The 22,920-nt window shown below is 44.2% G+C and carries 18 protein-coding genes; all 18 read right to left on the reverse strand.

The window, feature by feature from the left end:
* Positions 1–6 precede the first annotated feature (6 nt).
* Complete coding sequence (locus tag V7R39_RS07515) at positions 7–2,070, reverse strand: DUF1302 domain-containing protein (RefSeq protein ID WP_334029763.1); 2,064 nt, start codon at positions 2,068–2,070, stop codon at positions 7–9.
* A 282-nt stretch (positions 2,071–2,352) separates the two neighbouring features.
* The gene (locus tag V7R39_RS07520; protein WP_334029764.1) at positions 2,353–2,595 is read right to left on the reverse strand and encodes a DUF2835 family protein; all 243 of its coding nucleotides are present in this window, start codon (positions 2,593–2,595) and stop codon (positions 2,353–2,355) included.
* The gene (gene pepN / locus V7R39_RS07525; protein ID WP_334029765.1) at positions 2,582–5,194 is read right to left on the reverse strand and encodes an aminopeptidase N; all 2,613 of its coding nucleotides are present in this window, start codon (positions 5,192–5,194) and stop codon (positions 2,582–2,584) included. Before pepN ends, V7R39_RS07520 begins: the two co-directional genes overlap by 14 nt.
* Positions 5,195–5,225: 31 nt before the next feature.
* Entirely contained in the window at positions 5,226–6,701 is a 1,476-nt protein-coding gene (gene nhaC, locus V7R39_RS07530) for a Na+/H+ antiporter NhaC (protein WP_334029767.1), read from the reverse strand.
* A gap of 173 nt (positions 6,702–6,874) precedes the next feature.
* Positions 6,875–8,209: a sodium-dependent transporter gene (locus tag V7R39_RS07535; protein WP_334029768.1), complete on the reverse strand. Its 1,335-nt coding sequence runs from the start codon at positions 8,207–8,209 to the stop codon at positions 6,875–6,877.
* Between the two features lie 83 nt (positions 8,210–8,292).
* Entirely contained in the window at positions 8,293–10,335 is a 2,043-nt protein-coding gene (prc, locus tag V7R39_RS07540; RefSeq protein WP_334029769.1) for a carboxy terminal-processing peptidase, read from the reverse strand.
* Positions 10,336–10,337: 2 nt separating this feature from the next.
* On the reverse strand, positions 10,338–11,006 hold the full coding sequence (gene proQ, locus V7R39_RS07545; protein WP_334029771.1) for an RNA chaperone ProQ: 669 nt from the start codon (positions 11,004–11,006) through the stop codon (positions 10,338–10,340).
* Between the two features lie 16 nt (positions 11,007–11,022).
* On the reverse strand, positions 11,023–11,313 hold the full coding sequence (locus V7R39_RS07550) for a hypothetical protein (protein WP_032094124.1): 291 nt from the start codon (positions 11,311–11,313) through the stop codon (positions 11,023–11,025).
* The gene (locus V7R39_RS07555; protein WP_334029773.1) at positions 11,310–11,771 is read right to left on the reverse strand and encodes a GAF domain-containing protein; all 462 of its coding nucleotides are present in this window, start codon (positions 11,769–11,771) and stop codon (positions 11,310–11,312) included. The genes V7R39_RS07550 and V7R39_RS07555 overlap by 4 nt, the downstream gene beginning before the upstream one ends.
* Positions 11,772–11,783: 12 nt before the next feature.
* Positions 11,784–12,539, reverse strand: a complete 756-nt coding sequence (locus tag V7R39_RS07560; RefSeq protein ID WP_334029774.1) for an SIMPL domain-containing protein — start codon at positions 12,537–12,539, stop codon at positions 11,784–11,786.
* 173 nt (positions 12,540–12,712) lie between these two features.
* Positions 12,713–13,801, reverse strand: a complete 1,089-nt coding sequence (locus tag V7R39_RS07565; RefSeq protein ID WP_334029865.1) for a pyridoxal-phosphate-dependent aminotransferase family protein — start codon at positions 13,799–13,801, stop codon at positions 12,713–12,715.
* A gap of 651 nt (positions 13,802–14,452) precedes the next feature.
* On the reverse strand, positions 14,453–14,971 hold the full coding sequence (locus tag V7R39_RS07570; RefSeq protein WP_334029775.1) for a gamma carbonic anhydrase family protein: 519 nt from the start codon (positions 14,969–14,971) through the stop codon (positions 14,453–14,455).
* Positions 14,972–15,118: 147 nt separating this feature from the next.
* Positions 15,119–15,979 carry an acyl-CoA thioesterase II gene (locus V7R39_RS07575; RefSeq protein ID WP_334029777.1) on the reverse strand — a complete coding sequence of 287 codons (861 nt, stop codon included), beginning with the start codon at positions 15,977–15,979 and terminating at the stop codon, positions 15,119–15,121.
* Positions 15,972–17,825: a protein kinase domain-containing protein gene (locus V7R39_RS07580; protein ID WP_334029779.1), complete on the reverse strand. Its 1,854-nt coding sequence runs from the start codon at positions 17,823–17,825 to the stop codon at positions 15,972–15,974. Before V7R39_RS07580 ends, V7R39_RS07575 begins: the two co-directional genes overlap by 8 nt.
* A gap of 2 nt (positions 17,826–17,827) precedes the next feature.
* Positions 17,828–18,679: a 23S rRNA (adenine(2030)-N(6))-methyltransferase RlmJ gene (locus V7R39_RS07585; protein ID WP_334029780.1), complete on the reverse strand. Its 852-nt coding sequence runs from the start codon at positions 18,677–18,679 to the stop codon at positions 17,828–17,830.
* 234 nt (positions 18,680–18,913) lie between these two features.
* Entirely contained in the window at positions 18,914–20,626 is a 1,713-nt protein-coding gene (locus V7R39_RS07590; RefSeq protein WP_334029781.1) for a dihydrolipoyllysine-residue acetyltransferase, read from the reverse strand.
* Between the two features lie 17 nt (positions 20,627–20,643).
* Positions 20,644–21,621 (reverse strand): alpha-ketoacid dehydrogenase subunit beta, encoded by a 978-nt coding sequence (locus V7R39_RS07595; RefSeq protein WP_163106318.1) that lies wholly within the window; start codon positions 21,619–21,621, stop codon positions 20,644–20,646.
* Positions 21,621–22,808 carry a thiamine pyrophosphate-dependent dehydrogenase E1 component subunit alpha gene (locus V7R39_RS07600; protein ID WP_334029783.1) on the reverse strand — a complete coding sequence of 396 codons (1,188 nt, stop codon included), beginning with the start codon at positions 22,806–22,808 and terminating at the stop codon, positions 21,621–21,623. Before V7R39_RS07600 ends, V7R39_RS07595 begins: the two co-directional genes overlap by 1 nt.
* Positions 22,809–22,920: the final 112 nt, after the last annotated feature.

The raw sequence follows: 22,920 nt of genomic DNA on the forward strand, positions 1-22,920 counted from the left end.
CACTCTCTAAATTGCGTATCTGATGTTAAATGAAAGGAAATCTCTGTCTGCAAGAGCATTAGTTGTTCCAATACCACCCCAAAAAGCGCTGTAGGATGCGGTGGCTTCCCACTTACTTAGGTAATCAAATGTCATTGAAAAAGCCGCAGATTTAACATCTTCTGTGAAAAGGAATAGAGGATCAGGCGTTGTACCCTCTACATCGTGCGAAAACGTTGCCCTAAGTCGCAAATTCATTCCAGCATAAATTGAATTATAATCGGCAACAGCGAGTAATCGATAGCCCCAAGCATCATCAGTCGCGAAAGGATTAGTTTCTGGGCCATCAGATAAACCTAAGTGAAGACCTTGGCGAGCATTACCATTTGCTGTTGGCTCTAGCGATGGTGTTCTTGCCGTACCAGGTGCGTTCAGTCTCACTACGTTTGGATCTGGCATATCAACAATGTTTACGTAACCTGCCTCACCCAGTAATACAAAATTGTCTGCACCAAATTTAGGGCCAAACACGTGAGAAGCGGTAAACTGCATCTGCCATGTATCAGAGAAAATAAAGCCTTGAGCTGTTTCGCCAGGGCCTACTGCTCTTCCGATATTATTTAACTGAGAAATGCCTTCAAGGTCAGGACGTAAACCAGCATTTGCAAGCTGTTCTGGCATACCCATATAAAGTAACTCTACGTCATCTATTTGAAGCGGCTCATCAACACGATAAGCAAATTCACCGGCTAATGCCGTTGTGCCAATGTTGGTGTTAAAGCTCATACCATAAAGTTTGATGTCTTCAGGGTAGAAAAACTCTGATTTTGTAAACGCACGTAAGTCAGTGATGTTGTCACGCGTTATTTCATTACCCGCAAGAAACGCAAGGTCAGCACCAATACCTGCTTGTGTGAAGTCTGACGTAACACCTGAAATAAGTGGACGCTGACTGTGGTAATTAATGTGATAGAAGCTGAATTCAGTTTCGTTAATCTCTGGCGAGAACACGGTTAAACGCAAGCCGAACTGACCTTGGTCATCTGCTTCGTTGTGCGGGTCATCGCCAAAACCACGTACAGCAACTTTAGTTGGGTACGCTAAATAGGCTTGAGAAATATCAGCAGCATCTGCGCCAGAACGCAACAAGTCGCCGTAGCCATTCAATGCTGTTAACAAGTGCTCTAAATCAATATCTGGATTACCACTGAAACCTAGTTGGATATTCTGGCGTTGACCGCCGTCACCCGCGAAGTCGTTACCAGCAAAATAACTGCCTGAAACAGGAAGCCAACTGCGTTGGAACTCATACTGATAGTAGCCCGAAATACTTACATCAGGTGTTAAACCTAATGATGCATACACCATACCAACAGGTAAGAATACTTCTCTTAGCTCAGCGCCAGGTGCGCGAGCACGCGTTACGTCAACGGGGTTGGTGGTGTTTATACCATGCTGGATAAACGTACTTTCACCCCAACTGATTACCTGACGTCCAACGCGCAGCGTAAGCGGCTTATCGCCTACCCACCAATCGCCGTAGAAAAAGGCATCGTATAAACGTACGTCAGTACACAGTAAATCTTCTGCTTCTGGGTCCTGACATAGGTCGTACTGGTTACCCGTGATAGGGTTTGAATATGGGCGGTCACCGTCCATTTGTTCAAAGTCATAGAACCAAAATCCGCGAGCAAAGAAGCCGTAATCACCGAAGTTAATGTCCAGTTCGTGAGTACCTGAAATCTGAGTTGCGAATGCGTCGCCTGGATCGTGTGCTAAGTTACCTAAATCACCGTTGGTAGAGTAACCACCATCGGCTAAGCCCCATACATCACCGCTAGAATAAAGTGGGTTGAATGCAGCGTGGTAACCAGTCCAGTTAAATTGAGGATGATTACTGTTACCGATTAAATCATAATCTCTAGCTTCAGTACGAATACTTGTTGCAAGCGAGAACGTTGAATCTAACGTAATGCTTACATCACCTACTTGCCAATTAGCGGCGTGAGCAGGTACTGCAGCAGCACCTAGCAGAGTGAGAACCCCTGCAGCAATTGGTGATATTTTAAAAGCGCTAGGCCTGTTTTTCATATTTTTATACTCCCAAGTCGACGCGTGTGCATGCCCGACATCATGACCAACCATAACGATTAACAAAATCATTACATCATTTTACCAGAACCGCAAGAACTAATCCTACCAGTTAACAACTTTTACAACATTAATCGTATCAAATAGTTATTGCTTTATGCTGAGTATAAAAGTCATTTATGCGGTTGTACAAAATTCAGCTTGAAAGTGCGCAAAAATCGCTCACTTGTGGGTGTTTTGCAATAGCGGGGTTATGTTACCTCGCTTACTTCCCTTAATTAATTACCTAAGGCGTTCTATCGCCCTTATTTTATTGTGCTGATCTACAATCATACGAAAGCGCCCTTTCACCCCGTCTGAGGTGATAAACTGGCGCAAACGATTGGTGGGAACCTGCACCCGAACGCCAGATTCTGCCAACATGACAACGCTCGGTACAGCAGGCGAATATAATGCCTCACACTGGGTGTAAGGCACACTTATAGAGAAATAAAATACGCTATCTGTTGGTTCAATCTGCGCCATAAGCAAGGCTCTTGCTCACTTTTTCAAACACATCCTTGCTCAGCCCTTTGTGGTTAAGCAAGCGACCTAGCTGTTCTTTCATTAGCGTTTGATGTTCAACTGCAAAGCCATGCCATTGAGTTAATGGCGTTACGATACGAGCAGCAACTTGTGGATTCAATGTATCGAGTTTAAGTAAATAATCAGTAACAAATTTATAGCCACTGCCGTCTAGTGCATGGAACATCTCGCTATTATAAAACGCGAAGCTACCAATGACTGAGCGAACCCGATTGGGGTTATTCATAGTAAACTGAGGATGTTCACAGAGCATCGTTATTGTGGCGAAGATATCCTTAGATGCTTGCGTAGCGTGTAGCGCAAACCATTTGTCGAGTACAAGCGGGTCGTTACTCCACTTTTGCTCGAACTTCGCCATGAGCGAATCAAAGGTGTCACGCTGACAAAACTGTGCGCATCTTAACGCTCCCAGCTTGTCGGTCATATTATCTGCTTGTTCAAATTGCTCAATAACAAGGCTCTCGTGCTGTGGTAAACGCGCCAAGTGTGCAAGAACGACATTCTTACAACGTCGCTGATTCACTGCATTCTGGTTGTAAGCATACGGTGCACTTTCAATGCTATTAAATACGTCAAGCAATGATGACTCGAGATGTTGTGCAAATTGAGAACAAAAAGCCTTTCGTGCGGCACTCAAAGTTTCAACATTTATCGATGTTCTAGACTGACAGAGCGTTTCAAATGAAGGAATAACCAGACATTCGCCGAGTAACTCAACATTCTCCTGCTCACGTGCAATGGCTTCTTTTATGCCCGCCCAAATATCGCTATCGATAGCATTGCCTGGAGCACGTTCTAATTCACTGATACAGCGATTGTAGATAGACTGCATTGCATCCCAGCGATTAAATGCATCTTTACCATATTTGAAAATGGTTAATAATGAGGAAGTTGGTAACTCGTTATTTACTTTTGCAGGGGCTGAAAAGTTGCCTAATACCACCGGAGTCAATGTTTTGTTGGGAGCATCGATGGTGAAGGACACCGATTCTCTATCTAAAATGACCATTCCGTCATTAATGATAGCTTCATTGTCGGTGTACTGCACTCCGTCTTCGTCCATGACTTCCATTTTGATAGGCATGTATAACGGGTGTTTTTCACTCTGCTCAGAAGTAGCCGGCGTATGCTGAGATAATGTAATGGTATGTTTGCCATCGTCGAGCTTACTCTGCTTTACACTGACAACCGGCGTACCAGATTGACTATACCAACGTGCAAACTGACTGAGATCTAACGACGTTGCCGATTGCATAGCAGAGACGAAGTCATCACAGGTTACAGCTTGCCCATCATGGCGTTTAAAGTATTCATCCATACCTTTTCTAAACCCATCTGGGCCAAGCAGTGTGTGGAACATACGAATAACTTCAGCACCTTTGTCGTACACCGTTACCGTGTAGAAATTGTTCATTTCTATCACTTCATCGGGTCGTATGGGATGGCTCATTGCACTTGCGTCTTCGGCGAACTGGTGTTCGCGCATCACGCGCACATGCTTAATACGATTGCTCAGTTCTGACGTCATATCAGCGCTAAACTGCTGATCTCTGAATACGGTAAGCCCTTCTTTTAAACTAAGCTGAAACCAATCGCGACAAGTTACTCGGTTCCCGGTCCAGTTATGAAAATATTCATGAGCTATAACCGCCTCCACATTAAAGAAGTCATCGTCGGTAGCAGTGTTTTGGTCGGCCAAAACAAACTTACTGTTAAATACATTAAGGCCCTTGTTTTCCATGGCTCCCATATTGAAGAAATCTACTGCCACTATCATGTAAATATCGAGGTCGTATTCTAGACCGAAGACCTCTTCATCCCATTTCATCGCGCGTTTTAGCGACTCAAGGGCAAACGTACCTTGGCTTTGCTTTCCCTTATCCACATAAAGTTCCAGCGCAACCTCTTTACCGCTAGCTGTGGTAAACGTATCAGATAGCATGTCAAAATCGCCTGCCACTAGGGCAAAGAGATAACACGGCTTTGGATGTGGGTCGTGCCATTTAACAAAATGTTGGCCGTTAGTTAACTGCCCTTTATCTATAGGGTTACCGTTGGAAAGTAACATAGGCAACGATGTATCCCCCACTACGGTTACCGTATAAACCGACAGCACATCAGGGCGGTCCATAAAGAAAGTAATACGCCTGAACCCTTCTGCCTCACACTGCGTGCAGTAAGCACCGCCAGAAAGATATAAGCCTTCTAATGCTTTGTTGCGACTAGGGGCTATAGTGGTTTCAATCTCGAGTGTAAAATCATCGCTCTCAACAGGAATTGTCAGAGACGATTCGTCAAGTACGTAGCCTAGGCTGTTATCACTTTTATGTGACAGTTCAATACCGTCAATTGTGAGTTTGTTGACAGGAAGGTTGTCGCCATCCAATACCAGGGCGTCTTGATGACTGCCCTGTCTTTTTATACGCAATGAACTGAATACACGAGTTTCAGTTGGATGAAGTGTGATGTGTAAATCGACGGTAGAGATAGCAAAAGCCGGCGGCATGTAATCCGCTCGGCGTTTAATTTGAACTGACATAGAACTCCTTAATGAAGCGTCTATATAATGTTTATACGGACCCTTCGCTTTTCGTTTCAAATGTTGGCGGCGTAATGCGCAAAATTTTAATTCCCAGATAGGCGTAAACGATAGCAAGAAATGGATTAATTAAGTTAAAGAACGCGTAGAAAATGTAATCAAAAGGATTCACTAGCAGCACGCTATGCATATAGGCACCGCAAGTGTTCCAAGGAATAAGTGGTGATGTAAGTGTACCGCCATCTTCTAAACTGCGTGACAGGTTTAGTTGGTCTAACCCTCTTTTAGCATATTCTTCTTTGTACATGCGGCCAGGCATGACAATAGCAATATACTGGTCGGCAGTGACTAAGTTTGTCGCGAAGCACGTCATAATGGTTCGACTTACCATATCACCAGCAGATTTTGCGCCTAGCAAAATAGTGGCTACAGCACGCTTGAGAAGTCCAACTCGCTCTAACACAGCGCCAAAAGACATGGCACATATTATCAGCCATATTGTATTGAGCATTGAGGACATGCCGCCTCGAGATAATAAGCTATTTAAATTTTCATCAGGTGTTGAAAAGCTTACTCCATCAAACAAAGCTGTCCAAACCACTTTTAATGCACCAATACTTGCAGTGTCATTAACGCTTGCCATTGCAGCGACGACATCCCATTGGAATATAACGGCCCAAATACCGCCGAGTAACGCGCCGATAAAAACGGCTGGAAATGCCGGCATCTTTTTAATTGCTAAAGTAAGAAGCACAACAAGTGGCACAAGAAGGTGCCATCCAAGATTGAAAGACTCGCTGAGAAGCTGCTGCATTTGCTCAATGCGCTCGGCCTTCGCTTCACCTACTTCACTAAACCCGATAACAGTAAACAAAATAAGCGCAATAGCAAAGCTTGGGATTGTGGTCCAGAGCATGTAGCGAATGTGGTCGAAAAGATCAGTACCGGCTACTGCGGGCGCTAAGTTAGTGGTTTCAGACAGTGGCGAAATCTTATCGCCAAAATAGGCACCAGACACAACCGCTCCCGCTGTGATAGCCGCTGACATTTCCATACCTGCTGAAACGCCCATTAACGCAACACCTACTGTCGCTGCTGTTGTCCAAGAACTGCCTATGCTCATGGCAACCACTGCGCAAATTAAACACGTCGCGGCATAGAAAAACGAAGGGTTAAGAAGTTCGAGGCCAAAATAAATCAACGTAGGAACGGTTCCAGACAGCATCCAGGTGCCAATTAAGGAGCCAACCGCAAGCAGGATAAGACAGGCACCCAATGACATTGAAATGCCATCGACTATCCCTTTCTCTATTATTTTCCAGCTATAGCCGTTTTTCATTCCAATAATGGCTGCCAAGCCCATTGCTAACAATAGCGCAATTTGATTTGGACCATAGGATGAACCGTCTCCAAACAAATACACCGCTGTTCCCATCATAAGAACCAGTGCAACAATTGGAATTAAGGCATCTAAAAGTGACGGTGTTTTTAACTCTTTATTAGTCATTGTTATTATTTTATAAAACCTTTTTTTGAAAGCTATTTGTTTTTGCGAGCTACTTAAATGGTGCTTCTTGAATCAATAGCTTCTTAAATTAATCGCTTTTAAAATTGAGAGCACTGATTTTAAAAGCTGCTTACATTCAAAAGAATCGCTGAAAAATTAGCCTTTACTATTATCTAAAAAACAGAGCGATAGAACATGAGCGCGATAATAACAGGGCAAACAAAGCGCACATACCACGGCCAAATTTTCCAAAATAATCCGTGCTCTACGTTTTCGTTGCCCTCTTTAAGCTCAGCAAGTATGGCATCTCTGCGCCACACCCAACCAGCGAAAATACACAGCACTAAACCTAGCAGTGGCTGGCTGTATTCTGTGGTTAACGCAATAACGAACCCAAACAACATATCGAAATTAAGAATTATGATGCAGCTGAGAATAAAGATTAACGCAGCCATAAATACCACGGCCTTGCCACGCTGCAAACCTTTACTCTCTACCATGAACGCGACCGGTACTTCTAACATGGAAATAGAAGAGGTCACCGCCGCAATAGCCATTAGCGCAAAGAAAGTGAACGACACGAAAACACCTACAGTGCCAATAGTGTCAAACAACGCGGGAAGCACTTTAAAAATAAGTGTGTCACCTTGAATTAAGGCACCCTCTGGGGTGAATATTTCTACGCCGTTGTTCAATGCGACGTACATCGACGGAATAATAAGCATACCTGCTATTACCGCTACACCAATGTCAACCAGTGCCACTGAGGCTCCAATTGTTGGCAGGTTTTCTTTTTTACTTAAGTATGAGCCATACACTAACATTGTGCCCACACCCAAAGACATTGAGAAGAAAGCTTGTCCCATTGCATTAATTAACAAGTCAGGGTCGAGTACTCGTGAGAAGTCAGGGACTAAATACGCACTCCATCCTTCACCTGCACCGGGTTGCATACTAACGTACACGATTAGCGCTAGTATGAGAATGACTAAGGTTGGCATCAATCTAACTGACCATTTTTCAATACCGGCTTTAACACCACCGACTACGATAAATGCAGTTAACATCATGAATAAGGAGCAGAAAATAACGTTACGCGTAACGGAAGAGGTAAGAAGCCAATCGCTTGCAGACTGTAGTCCTACTAGTCTTACCGCTGAGTCAGCAAAGTAGACCAGCATCCAGCCACCGACAATGGCATAGAAGGCTAAAATGAGAGAAACAGTAACACAGCCCCAGATGCCGGTTGCTCTACCTACATAACTACCTGATATTTTGCCAAGCGCGTCGACCATATTTGAGCGTGTACTACGACCAATGATCAACTCGGCCATTAGGACAGGATAAGCTAGGACAAAGGCCAGTAATAGATAAACGAGTACAAATGCAGCACCGCCGTTACTTGCTACTTTTGTGGGGAAACCCCAGATATTTCCAAGCCCAACCGCTGAGCCTGCAGCCGCCAGCACGAATCCTATTCGAGAAGAAAACTCGCCTCGTATCGCCATGTTATTTGCCTTTATTATTGTTGTAATATTTGTATAGACACAAAAAAAGGGCTGGCCCTAGACCAGCCCTTTTCCGACAGCGCTTAATGTGTAGTGATAGCGTATCGGCCTGTTTCAATCATATCGAAAGTAATATTAGCCGCCTCGTCTAAAAACGGGTCTAACTCTTCCATGTCTTCTGGAAGGTCATCAAGCGTCGTTACTGGCTCTAAGCCTAGGCGCTGCAGTCGTTCGTTAGCGCGTGCCAATGATTTTACCTCAGCTTCTTTTTTCTTGGCTTCTCTCTCAGCCTTTACAAGCGATATGAAATCTTTGTCTTTATTCTTTTTGTATTCCTCGATGTCATCATTAATGTATGAAAACTCGGGGTTTTGCATAATTCGTTTACTGTGCTTCGCTGATAATACATCTAACGCAGATTGGCCGTCAGCAAACGTAGTGTAGTTGGCCCTGTTAATGCTATCCCATGGAAGCGCGTTATCAGCCTGACTTTCACCCCACTCTGCAGGTTCGATAGCTGAGGGATACAAAATATCGGGAATAACACCTTTATGCTGTGTGCTGCCGCCATCAATTCGATAAAACTTAGCTATTGTAAACTGCACGCTACCCAACGGGTTGTCGTACAGGTCGTAAATTTTACCTAGGCCACGATGCTGCTGAACCGTACCTTTACCGAAAGTTTGCTCACCAACAATTAAGGCGCGATTGTAGTCTTGCATTGCTGCGGCAAAAATTTCTGAAGCTGAGGCGCTGTAACGGTCAACAAGCACAGTCAGTGGGCCGTCATAAGACACTTTCCCATCGGTGTCACGATTAACGCTAATCTTAGACTGTCCGTATCGAATTTGAACCACGGGACCTTTTTCAATGAAAAGTCCAGACAGCAATGTTGCTTCTGTTAATGAACCGCCGCCATTACCGCGTAGGTCGACGATAACACCTTTCACGTTTTGTGACTTTAATGCTTCAATTTCTTTTGCAACGTCAACACTTAGGTTGTTGTAAAAACTGGGAATGGTAATAACACCTAAGGGCTCCCCTGAATGCGGACCTTCGTCAGGTACATACACTTCAGACTTTGCCGCTCTATCTTCCAGCTTTATCTTATCTCGGGTTAGCTTTACGACTGATGTTGTCTTTGTTTCTGTTGCGCCCTTCTCTACTTGCAAGCGCACCATGCTGCCCTTTGGACCTTTAATCAACTCGACAACTTCGTCGAGTCTCCATCCAATGACATCAACAAATTCTTCATCGTCTTGAGCCACACCAACAATTTTGTCTTCCGGCTTGATTGCCCCAGACTGGTCTGCTGGACCACCTGGCACTACACTTTTAATAATGGTGTAGTCATCTTCGCTTTGCAGTACCGCACCTATGCCTTCAAATGATAAATTCATTTCCATTTGGAAACGGTCTGCATTTCGAGGAGAAAGGTAACTTGTGTGGGCTTCGATAGTTCTTGCAAACGCGTTCATGGCAGTTTGAAAAACATCTTCACTTTTCGCCTGCTTTGTGCGCTTTATTGCACGGGTATAACGCTTGGTAAGTAGCTCTTTCGCTTCTTCCCACGTTTTATCCGCCAATATAAGATTCAGCGCATCGTATTTAACTCGCTGACGCCAAATTTCGTCAAGTTCAGCAGTGTCTTTCGCCCAATCGGCGTCTTCTCTGTCGTAATAGAACTTGTCGTTTTCTTTAGCAAAATCAAAAGGCCCATCGTCGAGCAATGCAAGTGCATATTCATAACGCTCGACCCTGCGCTTAGCAGTAACATTGTACATGTCATAAGCAATGGATAAATTACCTTTGCCCAACGCATCGTCAAACAAATCACGGTACTTTTCAAAGCTGACGACATCGTCTAATAAAAGCACTTGTTTGTTGTGGTCAAGTGACTCTATGAAACGTTGATAAACGCGAGCTGAAAGAAGATTATCCAACGAAATTTCTTTGTAGTGGGCGCGAGTGAACAATGCACTGACTCTTTTAGCTGCCACACTGTGCTGAGATTCCTGTTGTAATATAGGAAGCTCATCAACGTCTGGTGTTGACGTAACTGCACCGGCGCCGACGCCTACCGTCAAAAATGCGCTAGCAATAGAAATTCGAAGGATATCTTTCATATTTACGACCTCTTGGAACGTGCCAAACGTAAAGCATCTGCTTTTACTTTTACCACCATACCCGTATCAAGCTGAACATGAATACCGTCTTTAGCAATCTCGGTGATAGCCGCTGGCATAGGTTCTTTACCCAGCTTAACGGTAACGCGAGTGCCTGGCTTCATGTCGTCTTCAGTTAACTTAGCAGGTGGCGTAGTATTTGGTCTGTTATTCTTCGGTTTAGTTCCGCGCTTCGCCTCAGGTTGCGCAGAATTAACCGGTTTTTCGCCTTTAGGACGATTAAACTGACGCTTTTCTGAACGCTTAGGCTGCTGTGCTAGCTTCGCCTTGCGTTTTTCTGCAGCCTTAGCTTTACTCTCCTCGAGTTGCTTTTGCGCGTGATCTGAATGTTCTTTCTCAATTGCTTCGCCCTTTTCACCATCAAGATCAACGCGGTGAGCGCCTTCCTTAATGCTGTATAGGTAACGCCAACTGTTTGTGTAATGACGAAGGGTTGAGCGCAATAGCGTTTTACTCACGCGCTCTTCACCGTCTAACCGTTGAGCAAGATCTTGAAAAATACCAATCTTAAGTGGGAGGGCTTCGCCTTCAATGCTAAAACATTTTGGGAAGGTCTCTGCAAGGAAAGCAATAACTTCCTTACTCGTAGTAAACTTCTCTGTTGATTCCATTAACTTTCTAAATTATTCAGGAGATTTCATCGTTATTTGCATCATCCCAAGTTGCCAGCGTGTGGTCAACCCAATCGAGCAATTCGTCGTCATCAATTTCTAATAAATGTGCATCTTGTTGCCAAGACTCCCAAGCGTAGTGCAAAATTTGCTCTAAACGCTGTGTTTCTATATCTTCTTCAGCAGCATCATATATCCCGTGAAGAATGAAGTTTAAACGTTCAGATGCCTCATCTGGGTCATCATGAACGTCTTCCATGTCCTCGAATGTAGATAATACTACATGAATATCGACGTTTGATTTCATAGTGCTTGCTGAGATTCAATCAATATATTCGCAATTTCGACAAGGCCATCCTCATCATCTTGCGTGAAGCGAGCGTGATTTGGACTGTCTATATCCAACACACCGATTAATGTGTTGTTAACCACAATGGGTACAACAATTTCAGAATTTGACGCCGCATCGCATGCAATGTGACCATCGAACCCGTGGACATCGTCAATTCGCTGAACCGTCTGTGTGGACGCACTGGTACCACACACGCCTTTTCCCATTGGAATTCGAATACAAGCAGGCTGACCTTGAAAAGGCCCAAGAACCAGCTGTTCGTCTTTGTACAGGTAAAAACCAGCCCAGTTTACATCTGCAAGGCCATTAAACAGCAGTGCACTTATGTTTGCCATATTGGCAATTAAGTCCTGCTCGCCCGATACCAAGCTTTTCGCTTGGCTTATTAGCTGGCTATATTGTTGTTGTTTCAAACGGTAACCCTGTTATTGATTGATGTTAAACGTCACATTCACACGGGCGTTCACGCTCTCTTGCCCTGGCAAAGACAGCGACATTTCTTTGGAAAACGTGTTGGCGCGCATGACTGGTATCGGCATATTGCCACCAGATTCAGATATTGCAACCACTTCACCCACTTCCACACCTAATTCTTTTGCTAGCAACTGTGCTCTATTCTTTGCATCAGCGACCGCTGTTACCAACGCTTTTTGATAGACAGAAGCCTCACCCATGTTTACAAAATTGAATTGTTGGATACGATCAACCCCCCTTTTGAGCACGCCATCAAGCACACGGTCGTAATTCTCTATATCTGTTGAGGTAATGGCGATTTCTCTAGACAGTGTAAAACCATTTTGTTCTCTACCCTGCGGCGTATTGTTGTATCGGGGCGAAAGACGTACTTGCATACTTTGAATGTAACGCTCTTCGATACCCTCTTCTAATAAGAAACTAACAATAGAGGTTAAATCGTTTTCAAGCTGCCCACTGAGCTTAGATACCGTGGTGCCTTGTTCTTCAACGATAAAGGTTACGGAGTAAGCATTAGGTGTAACATCAATGGCCCCTACTCCTTGTACACTAATTGTTCCTAATGACCTTTCATTGGCTTGCGATTCTTTTTCCTTAGCAGCATCCTTACTCGCCTCAGTATGTGCATAACTTTGTGCAGTATATAAAGGCGCGGTAAATACGGTAAGGAGTATAAGTGTCTTGGTAAATGTAAGCACGTTTTGCATATCAGTTCCTTTAATCGATACTTAGGTTAATTATAGCGCATCCAGTCTATGCCATCCTATATGAACCCTGAGTGAACAAATAACAAGGCGTTGGTTTTAAAATAAAAAAGCTGGCTGCATATTTATGCCTCCAGCTTTAGGTTAATCTCTATTTGTAATTTAGTATTTGTAATTTAAGTAGATGACTTAAGTACAGTCTTAAGCGACGCGATACAGTGGTCGATATTGCGCTGTTTACAGGCATATCCCATAAGACCAATACGCCATACCTTTCCAGCATGCTCTCCTAAACCAGCACCAATTTCTAAATTAAACTCATTTAATAACTGACTGCGCACCGCGGCGTCATCAACACCATCGGGTATTTGTACAACGTTGAGCTGTGGTAATCTAAAGTCGCTATCAACTGTTAGCTTTAGACCTATTTCCTCAAGGCCCTGCGCTAACTTTGCATGTCCGCTTGCGTGTCTGTCCCAAGCATTCTCAAGGCCTTCCTCTTTCAATACGAGAAGCGATTCGTACATCGCGTACATACTGTTAACCGGCGCAGTATGGTGATACGCACGTTTAGCGCCCTTGCCCCAGTACCCTACAATCAAATTCATATCGAGAAACCAGCTTTGCACTTTGGTTTTTCTATTTTGAATCACTGAAACTGCTTTCTCACTGAAAGACACTGGCGCTATACCGGGAACACAGCTTAAACATTTTTGCGAACCAGAATAAATGGCGTCTATTCCCCAGCCGTCCACATCAAGTTCGATACCGCCAAGAGAGGTAACAGCATCAACAATAGTTAAACAATTGTGTTTTTGCGCAAGCTCACAAAGCAATTTGGCTTCGTTTCTCACCCCTGTTGAGGTTTCTGCATGCACAAATGCCACTACTTTTACATCGGGATTGGCGTTCAACGCATCTTCCACTGCATTAAGGTCGGTCTGCTCTCCCCACGTGTTGTGGATAGTAATGGCAGTGCCGCCGCAGCGTTCTACATTTTCAACCATGCGCAAACCGAAAACACCGTTAACGCAAACAATGACTTTATCTCCAGGTTCGACAAGATTCACAAAGCAGGCTTCCATACCGGCAGAGCCAGGGGCAGAAATTGGCATTGTTAGCGCATTTTCAGTTTTAAACGCGTATTGCAGCAAGTTTTTGGTTTCATCCATTAACTCAATGAACAAAGGGTCGAGATGCCCTAGTGTAGGACGCGCCATGGCGTTAAGAATACGAGGGCTTACATCAGAGGGGCCCGGTCCCATTAAAGTGCGCTCTGGTGGAATAAATGTTGATAATGATTTTGTAAATGGCGTTGTAGATGCTTTCATATTAGCCCCTCTTACATTCAGGAGTTTTAATTCATTGGCACATACTACAAGGTTCGTCATGGGGTACAACCATCTGTACTCAACATAAATTTTATGAATGGGGTTTTAGTTAAACATTTTCAAAATATGGCGGTGTTTCAGGCTTAATGGAGGAAGATTTTGACAATACACAGCGGGATTTCTATACATTACGCACTGATAGTTTGGTTGGGTGGTGTGCAAAACAAGGAATAATTTAATGGTCGAACCAGAGATGTTGGAGTGTAACGCATTGTAGCGGTTATATAAATTTTTAAAATAACGGTGTCACAAAAAATTAACCGTTAATTTGTTTATAAAATGCACAAAGCTATCCTATACTTAATATTCAACGTTGATATACGCATTATCTCTCCCTGTCAAAGTTAGCGCACGGCTCAGCAATGGGCCATTCCCCTAGGCCCAGAACGATTGTTCTGGGCGTTTTTTATTGGGGCTAATTGTTTATTGATTTAATTCTTTATGCGTTTTCGTTAGTGTAGACCTAAATTTTTATAGACCATGTCTTTTATCGAGATAAAATTAAACAGCGGGAACTAAGCTGCATCACAAAGCAGTTAGGTGCTTCAAATAGTGTTGCGCATTGCCTCGATAGTGCGCTGCGGAAGCTTCTAGCTTTGACGATACGCTTTCATCAAGTGTTTTCACCACTTTTCCAGGCGAACCGACCACCAAGCTATAATCTGGTATCTCCATGTTCTCGGTGATTAAAGCGTTTGCACCAATAATGCAATATTTTCCAATTTTTGCCCCATTTAAAACAACCGCATTGATACCAACCAACGAATAGTCACCAATGGTGCAACCATGAAGCATCACTTTATGACCAACGGTAACACCTGTGCCAAGAGTAAGAGGAACACCAGCATCAGTGTGCAGAACACTGCCATCTTGGATGTTGGTATCTTTGCCTACCGTAATTATATCCATATCGCCACGAATAACCGCGTTAAACCACACGCTGCTTCCCTGATGAAGGTTCACGTTACCGATGAGATGAGCGCCGGGTGCGATATACGCACTTTCGTCAACCGTTGGCGTTAATTCGCCTAATGAATAGTGCATGTTGTTCTCCTTCAAGTGCCTTTTTTAATGGCCGTTTTAAAAGCCCTTTTAAAAACCAATCAGGCTTCGAATCAGGCTCTGTTCTTTTTTTGTGTCGATTGACTTATAGACGAGACGCAAATAGTGATGTGATTTTGCCATATAAAATTACACGTCTACCTGACGCATCAACCCTTCCTGAGACGTTGAGGCGACAAGCTCGCCTTGCTGCGTAAAAATTTGACCTCTTACTAAGCCACGAGCACCACCACTAAAAGGGCTGTCCATGGCATAAAGTAACCATTCATTTAAGTTAACAGGACGGTGAAACCACATTGCATGATCAATGGTTGCCATTCGTAGAGATTTGTCGGTTACCGCGACGCCATGTGGTTGTAGTGATGTACTTAAAAAATGGTAGTCAGACGCGTAAGCAACAGCAGCTTGGTGAACGGACAAAGACCCAGCGAGGGGATCTCTCGCCTTCATCCATATATAGCGCGTTGGGTCACGCTTTACTGGTTGATAAGAGTTAGCCGCATTAATAGTGCGTATATCTACCGGTTTGTGATAGCTCAGGGCCTCTCTCATTGGCCTCGCTATTTTACTAAAATTCTCTTGGTAAAAATCGATGTCTGACTGCACCTCTTCAGGTGGCGGCACGTCAGGCATCTCGGGCGCCTGATGATGCATGCCTTCTTGAGGTACTTGAAATGATGCCGTCATGTAAAAAATGTTTCGACCGTCTTGAATAGCTTTCACCCTTCTCGCAGAGAAGCTGCGGCCATCACGGACAATTTCAACATCATAAACAACCGGTTTTTTCGCATCGCCAGGTAATAAAAAATAGGTGTGAAACGAATGGGCAACGCGGTCTTTATCAACAGTTTCATAGGCTGCTGCAAGGGCTTGACCAAGCACTTGACCACCAAAAAGCGCTCTAAATCCTAGGTCCCAGCTTTGTCCTCGGTAAAGGCCTGCTTCTACAGTTTCTAACTCAAATAGCGAGGATAGTTTTATGTCAGACATGTTGTTCTTTCTCTTGATTTAATGCTTTGGGATTTCTTGGATAATACTTTTCAGGCAATGATGCCTTATGCTCAAAAAAGCGAGTATCTTTATAGGGTAACTTCATAAACCCTGAAATACCTAACCCTTTTACAAGCGGAATTTGCGCCACTAAGTTTGCAAGAAGTGCTTTAAACGTATCTTCTTGACTGTGATCGAGTAGCGTATAGTAATTATGAATTTTCAAATGCATGGGTAAGGCTTCAAAAATAATGCACCCCGTATGATGAATTGCATTGAGAGCCTTGATAGTGTCGATAATTGTTTCAGGCAGCTCAAGCAGCTCATCGGGATCATCGCCATCTTCGAAATAAGAATGGGTTCTACTGTCGTCTTTTGACAATGACACTTTTGATAACTCGTAAGGAATGTGCAGCGCCTTTGACGGAATAAAGTCTTGTTGCTCATTATCACGTTCAATGTGTACGGTGTTTTTCGCATTGAACATACAGCATTTAAATACTGCTGGCTTGTGAATGGCCCTCGCTAGAGTAATTACATTATTGACGGCCTGTTCAAATGCACGGCGTAAACTTGGGTCGTGCAGGTTCAAACTAGAGTCTACATAGATACCCTCTGGCTCCCATCTGACAGCCATTCCCCCAACCACGGGATAGCGACCTAAACGACTGATAGCAGAAACAAACGCTTTTTCAGTATCTCCCATACCTTGAAGGTAGTTTTTGTAATATCGATCAAACTGGGCGTCATCAATATACCGTAACTCTTCACTTTCAAGCGCCGCTTGCTGACGAAGATATGATTTTCTTGAGCTGTAAACCACAGTCTCAATATCTTGGCTCGTTTGGTGGACCCAGGTAGGAATAAGCGACGTGTAAGCAGTATCTTTATCCTCGGAAAACACCATGTTTTTCAGCACATGAAGGTGCTTAAAAAAGTAGTCTCCCCCCTGCCTTCTTTTGGTCGCATCTTCATCTAACATATAGGTGAGTATATCAGCCAGCATTTTGGGCAGGCCTAACGATGAAGGTGTAATGACTTTACTGCCATAACGGCAAGATTGCCCAGAAGCCAGTGCATAGAGCGTACTGGCTAGTCCCTGCTCATCAAAACGAGGAGTGGATAAAGCGCCGTTAAGTTGCTCTTCACCAATAAAATACACATCGCCAAGACGAGCGTTAGTTTGATGAAGTTCCCCCGACATTAAATCCATAACGTTATTAGTAATGAATTGCCCTGATGCGTCAGTTTGGGCGAACACCGACGAGCCCCAGTCGATAAGGCCAATGCACTCGTTTTCGGCGTCCCATACCAAGTTTGACGGCTTAATATCGCCGTGTACGATGGGTTTTTCCAGCCCCTTGTCGACGAAATGCCTAAAATGAAACAGCAGCTGACCAACTTGCACCGCAATTTTAACAATCACTCGCGGCGGTAAGGGGCCTAATCGAAGGCTTACTTTTTCAAGGTCCTCTCCTGGTGCTTGGGCCATAACTAGAATGGACTGCTTTTTGATTTGCTGATATTCAATAAAGCGAGGGACATATTTATGCTTTACATGAGACAGCATGAACGCTTCTTCTTCTAACCGCTCTCGAATATGTTGGGGAAGTGTGATTCGTGAGAATTTGAATACCCGTTGTTCGCCATTGGGCGATTTACCAGAGAAGGCAAAACCAAAGGCACCTTTTCCTAGCAGTTCAATATTGATATAACCTAGGCTCTTAAGTTCGGCCATACACAGACTCACCCAGTCTTTTAACTTTTTAGCGTCTGCATGGGACAGCAAGTAAATAGACTGCTCGTCGGGTATATAAAAATGCTTAAGACCTTTGAGTTGGGACATGATTAATTATCTTCGTTAACCCAAACAAGTCTACATGTGCTGTTTTCACCAATGTAACCTGTTACCTCATTCATAGCCGCACTCAGTGTGGTATCAAGCTGCCATGGTGGGTTTATCACCATTACCCCTGAACCATACATGCCTGCATCATGGGTATTTTCCGCTACCTGCATTTCAGCTTTAAAACAAGGTGCTCCCAATGCACTGAGTGCTTCGCACATACGTTCACTGGCACCGTGTTTTGCCCCTGCACGCTCAGACAGTAGCGGATACCACACCACTATTTGGGCTTGTTGCCATCGCTTTAAAACGCCCTCGATACCACTTACCACATCGCCGTATTCATTCGCTCTTTCGTAAGGTGGGTCTATTAATATCGCCCCTCTGTTTGGCTTTGGGGGAGTAAGCGCTATTAGGCCTTCGAAACCATCTCGCTTGTGACAATGTGAATGATGCCCTGCATAGGCAGCAAAATTAGCCTCTAGCTTGGCATACTCCCCAGGGTGAAGTTCCATAGCATGAAGTACGTCGTGATCCCGCTTTAATTCAACGCTGATGATGGGAGAGCCAGGGTAGGCATCTTTGTCTACAAACCGTTGGCATAACGTGATGTAATCATTGAGTAGTTCACAACTTGCTGACACATTGCTTAAACTCGACACGCCAGTTTCGTATTCTTTATTCTTCGCAGATAGCGAATCGGTAAAGTCATACAAACCGGCACCTGCATGGGAGTCATAAAGGGTAAAGGGCTTGTCTTTTTTCTTAAGCGCTTTTATTACACCTAACCAGCACAAGTGTTTAATAACGTCGGCGTGATTGCCCGCGTGAAATGCATGTTGATAACTTAACACAAAACCTCTACATCGATTTTTGATAACTCTGTAACGCCATAATAACCTCTCGTGTTAACCGAGTACATTCCTAAGCCTGTGGGAGCTAATAAAAGGGCTAAAAAAGGTAGAAAAAAGGGCAATAAAAAAGGGCTAATTGACATACCAATTAACCCTTATAAGACGCTACTTTCTGAGCGCTCAATTAGTCACGCTGTCGTAGCTATTTCTAACGATAGCGCTTTCAAACGATGCTTATTTCAAATGCATGAGCATTTTTTCAGGAGAAGTAAGGTAGCTCATCCATAGGTTATTGAAACGAACCATGGTTGCGCCATCAATTATGCGATGATCCCCTGACCAATTAACCGCCATAATATGCTGAGCAATCACGTTATCGTCGGCATCAAATCGTGGCAATTTTTGCGTTTTGCCCAAGGCAACAATGGCTGCTTCCGGTTTGTTAATCACAGGAGTCGCTGTGATCCCACCAATCGCACCGATATTTGAGATACTGATAGTACCTCCTTTAAGGTGCTCACCGGATACTCGCCCTGCTCTTGCCTGGTCAATAATACCCTGCATTTGCACAGCAATATCGAGTAGCGACAGGTGCTGAACCCCTTTGATATTTGGCACTAACAGCCCTATTTTGGAGTCCACCGCAAATCCAATATTGTGGTCATCGAAATACGTCAGCTCAGTACCTTCATCATTGAGCTGACTGTTGATGACTGGAAACTCGGTAAGCGCAAGCGACATGGCCTTGACGAAAAACGGCATGAAGCTAAGTTTAACCTCTCTTTTCTCAAATTCGGGCTTGAGATTTTTGCGAAGTGCAATGAGGTTATCCATTACCACCTCATCACTTACCGTAAAGTGTGGAATGGTATAAACAGAGGCCGCCATTTGTTTAGCCATTGCAGATTGGATACCGCGCACTTTTTCCACGCGAGTTGTGCCTGTAACAGTACTTTGAACTGCGCTTGTTGAAGTCTCTTTCGCTGACGCTGCTGCAGACGTAGTATCTTTTCCAGACACCGATTGGCCTCGATCAGAAGCAGACGCAGAAGCTGATGTAGACTCAAGTACGTCAGATTTTAAAATACGCCCCTTTTTCCCCGACCCCGATACGTTGAGCAAATCAATATCGTTTTCTCTTGCGATACGACGTACCGCAGGACTTGCTAGCACTTTGCCTGGAATAGAAACAGGTGGTTCAAAGTCGCCGTCTTTCCACTTGGAATTGTTTTCCCGTTCGACTGCTTTGCTGCTGCTTTGTGCATTCGCATTCGAAGATGTTGGTTTGGCGATAGCTGCACTGTTAAAGTCTGATGCTTTCGCGTCGGCTGGTGCTTGCTCTCCTACTTCAGCGCCCTCAACAGAAAGCGCGAAAAGTGGGCTGTGTACTTCAGCAATTTCGCCCTGTGCATAATAAAGTTTGTGAACGATACCCGCATTTTTAGCAGGAATTTCCACTACAGCTTTATCGGTCATCACCTCAACAACGGCCTGATCTTCTTCAATGCTGTCGCCTTCTTGCACATTCCATTTAACAATTTCACATTCAACGATCCCCTCACCAATATCGGGAAGGATAAAGTCTTCGATAGTCGATGAATTAGATGACACATCTGAAGTTGTTGAATTGCTACTGTTAGTCTGAGGTGCGTCTGGTTCCGCCGTATCTGTTTCAGTTACTTCTGAAATGGATGCTTCTGCATCAGAAGCGTCTGGCTTCATAGAGAATAGCGGCTCGTGCACTTTTGCTATTTCGCCAACAGCATAATGCAACTTTTCTACTACGCCAGCATGCATAGCAGGAATTTGTACCGTTGCCTTATCCGTCATCACTTCTGCTACTGGCTGGTCTTCTTCAATGTGTTCGCCTTCGCTAACCAACCACTCCAACAATTCGCATTCAACGATGCCTTCACCAATGTCGGGTAAAATAAATTCAATTGTCATTGCTACTTCTCCCGTCATTAATAATGAAGCGTACGCTTAATAGCTTCATACGTTTTAGTTTCGTCTGGCATATATTCTTTTTCATGAGCCAGGGGGTATGGCGTATCTAAGCCACACACTCGTGCAATGGGCGCTTCAAGATATAAAAAACAACGCTCTTGAATACTTGCTGCAATTTCACTGGCAAAACCGCCAGTAAGTGGTGCTTCGTGGTTAATCAGCAAGCGTCCCGTTTTCATGACTGACTGCATGACGGTTTCAACATCCCATGGCAATATGCTTCTTAAGTCTACAATTTCACATGACACACCATCTTGTAGTGCCATATCTGCCGCTTTTTGCAAAATCTCTATTTGAGCACCCCATCCTAGCAACGTTATGTCGTTACCTTCTTGCACAATATCGGCTTTACCAAGAGGCAGTTCATAATCTTCTTCAGGAACATCGGCCACAGAGGCTCTGTAAAGGCGCTTAGGCTCCATAAACAGAACCGGGTTTTTATCTCTAATAGAGGCAAGCAGTAATCCTTTTGCATGGTAAGGGTCTCTGGGTACCACAATTTTAAGGCCAGGACAGTGGGCAAAAAACGCTTCCGGAGATTGACTATGATACAGCCCGCCTGCAATGCCGCCACCGTAAGGAGTGCGAATGGTCAACGAACCAACATCAAACTGGCTACCTGAGCGGTATCGCCACTTCGCGGTTTCATTTACAATTTGATCGAATGCGGGAAAAATATAATCGCCGAATTGAATTTCTGCCACCGGTACTGAGCCCTGTGACGCTAATCCATTCGCAAACCCAATAATCCCTTGCTCGGTTAATGGCGTGTTAAAGCATCTACCTTTACCGAACTTTTCTTGTAAGTGGCTTGTTGCGCGAAAAACACCGCCAAAGTGGCCAACATCTTCACCAAATACCATTACTTTTTCATCTTCGGTCATGGCAGTAATGAGGGCGTTATTGATTGCTTGTAATAAATTCATTTTAGCCATTACTTCACTCTCCCCGCTGTTTTAGGGTATCTCTGAGGGTATTTCTTTATATGTGCCTTTAGTGAGGCTAACTGTTCCTTCAGATGCCAAGGTGGGGTGTCGTATACATCTTCGATGATGTCGTCGATATCACATACATCTGTTTTTTCACACGCCTTCATGGCTGCAAGCACGTCTTGTCTGGCTTTTTCCACGCGCTTATCATTTTCTTTCTCATCAAACCATCCCTTTCCTTCAAGCCAATTGGCCATTCGGGTAATTGGGTCTTTGGCGCGCCATTTATCTTCTTCGTCTCTTGAGCGATAACCCGTTGGGTCGTCAGACGTAGAGTGTGCAGCAAGGCGATATGTCATAGCTTCAATAAGTACTGGACATTTCTCTGCAATAGCAAGGGCTCTGGCTTCTTTCGTTGCAGCGTAAACTGCCAGCGGATCGTTACCATCAACGCGAATAGTTTTAATACCGTAACCAAGACCACGAGACGCTATTCCGTCACCTGCAAATTGCTCTTCAGCTGGCGTCGATATGGCGTATCCATTATTCCGGCAGAAAAATATAACTGGACAGTTTAATACCGCAGCCATATTCAAACCTGCATGGAAATCACCCTCAGATGCAGCACCTTCACCAAAATAGCAGATGGTAACAACGTCTTTTCCAGACATCTTTTGGCCGTAAGCATAACCCGATGCCTGAGGAATCTGGGTACCAAGGGGTGATGAGATAGTCATGAAGTTCAGCGCTTTGTCACCATAATGGATGGGCATTTGACGGCCTTTGTTTGGGTCGTCTTTATTGCTGAACATTTGGTTCATGAATTGATTTGTCGTGTAACCACGATAGGCTAATGCGCCCTGCTCTCTGTACTGCGACATGATCATATCGTCTGGCGACAGCGCTGCCGCACTTGCTACCGACGCAGCTTCCTCGCCGGTGCTGGCAAGATAAAAACTAATACGACCTTGGCGCTGCGCACCCACCATTCTCTCGTCTAAGACACGAATATATTCCATCGTGTTATAAATTTTAAGTGATTCTTCTTTTGTCAGTGTGGGTTCCACTGCGCCATCAATGACACTTCCTTCAGCAGACAAAATCTGAAGCATTGGGATGTCGACCACACCATTTTTTATTATTTGTACGTTGGATACGGTTTTTACATCTGCGAGATGATTTCTATCTTTCACAATTTTTCCTCTTATATTTGAGGGCTAATAGCAATACCTATCGTTGTAAAAGATGGTAGTAGAAACAATGAGGAAGTGTATCCCTCATTAGAAATGAATTTGTTTGCAAGAT

The sequence above is a fragment of the Alteromonas sp. P256 genome (assembly GCF_036864455.1).
Taxonomy (GTDB): domain Bacteria; phylum Pseudomonadota; class Gammaproteobacteria; order Enterobacterales; family Alteromonadaceae; genus Alteromonas.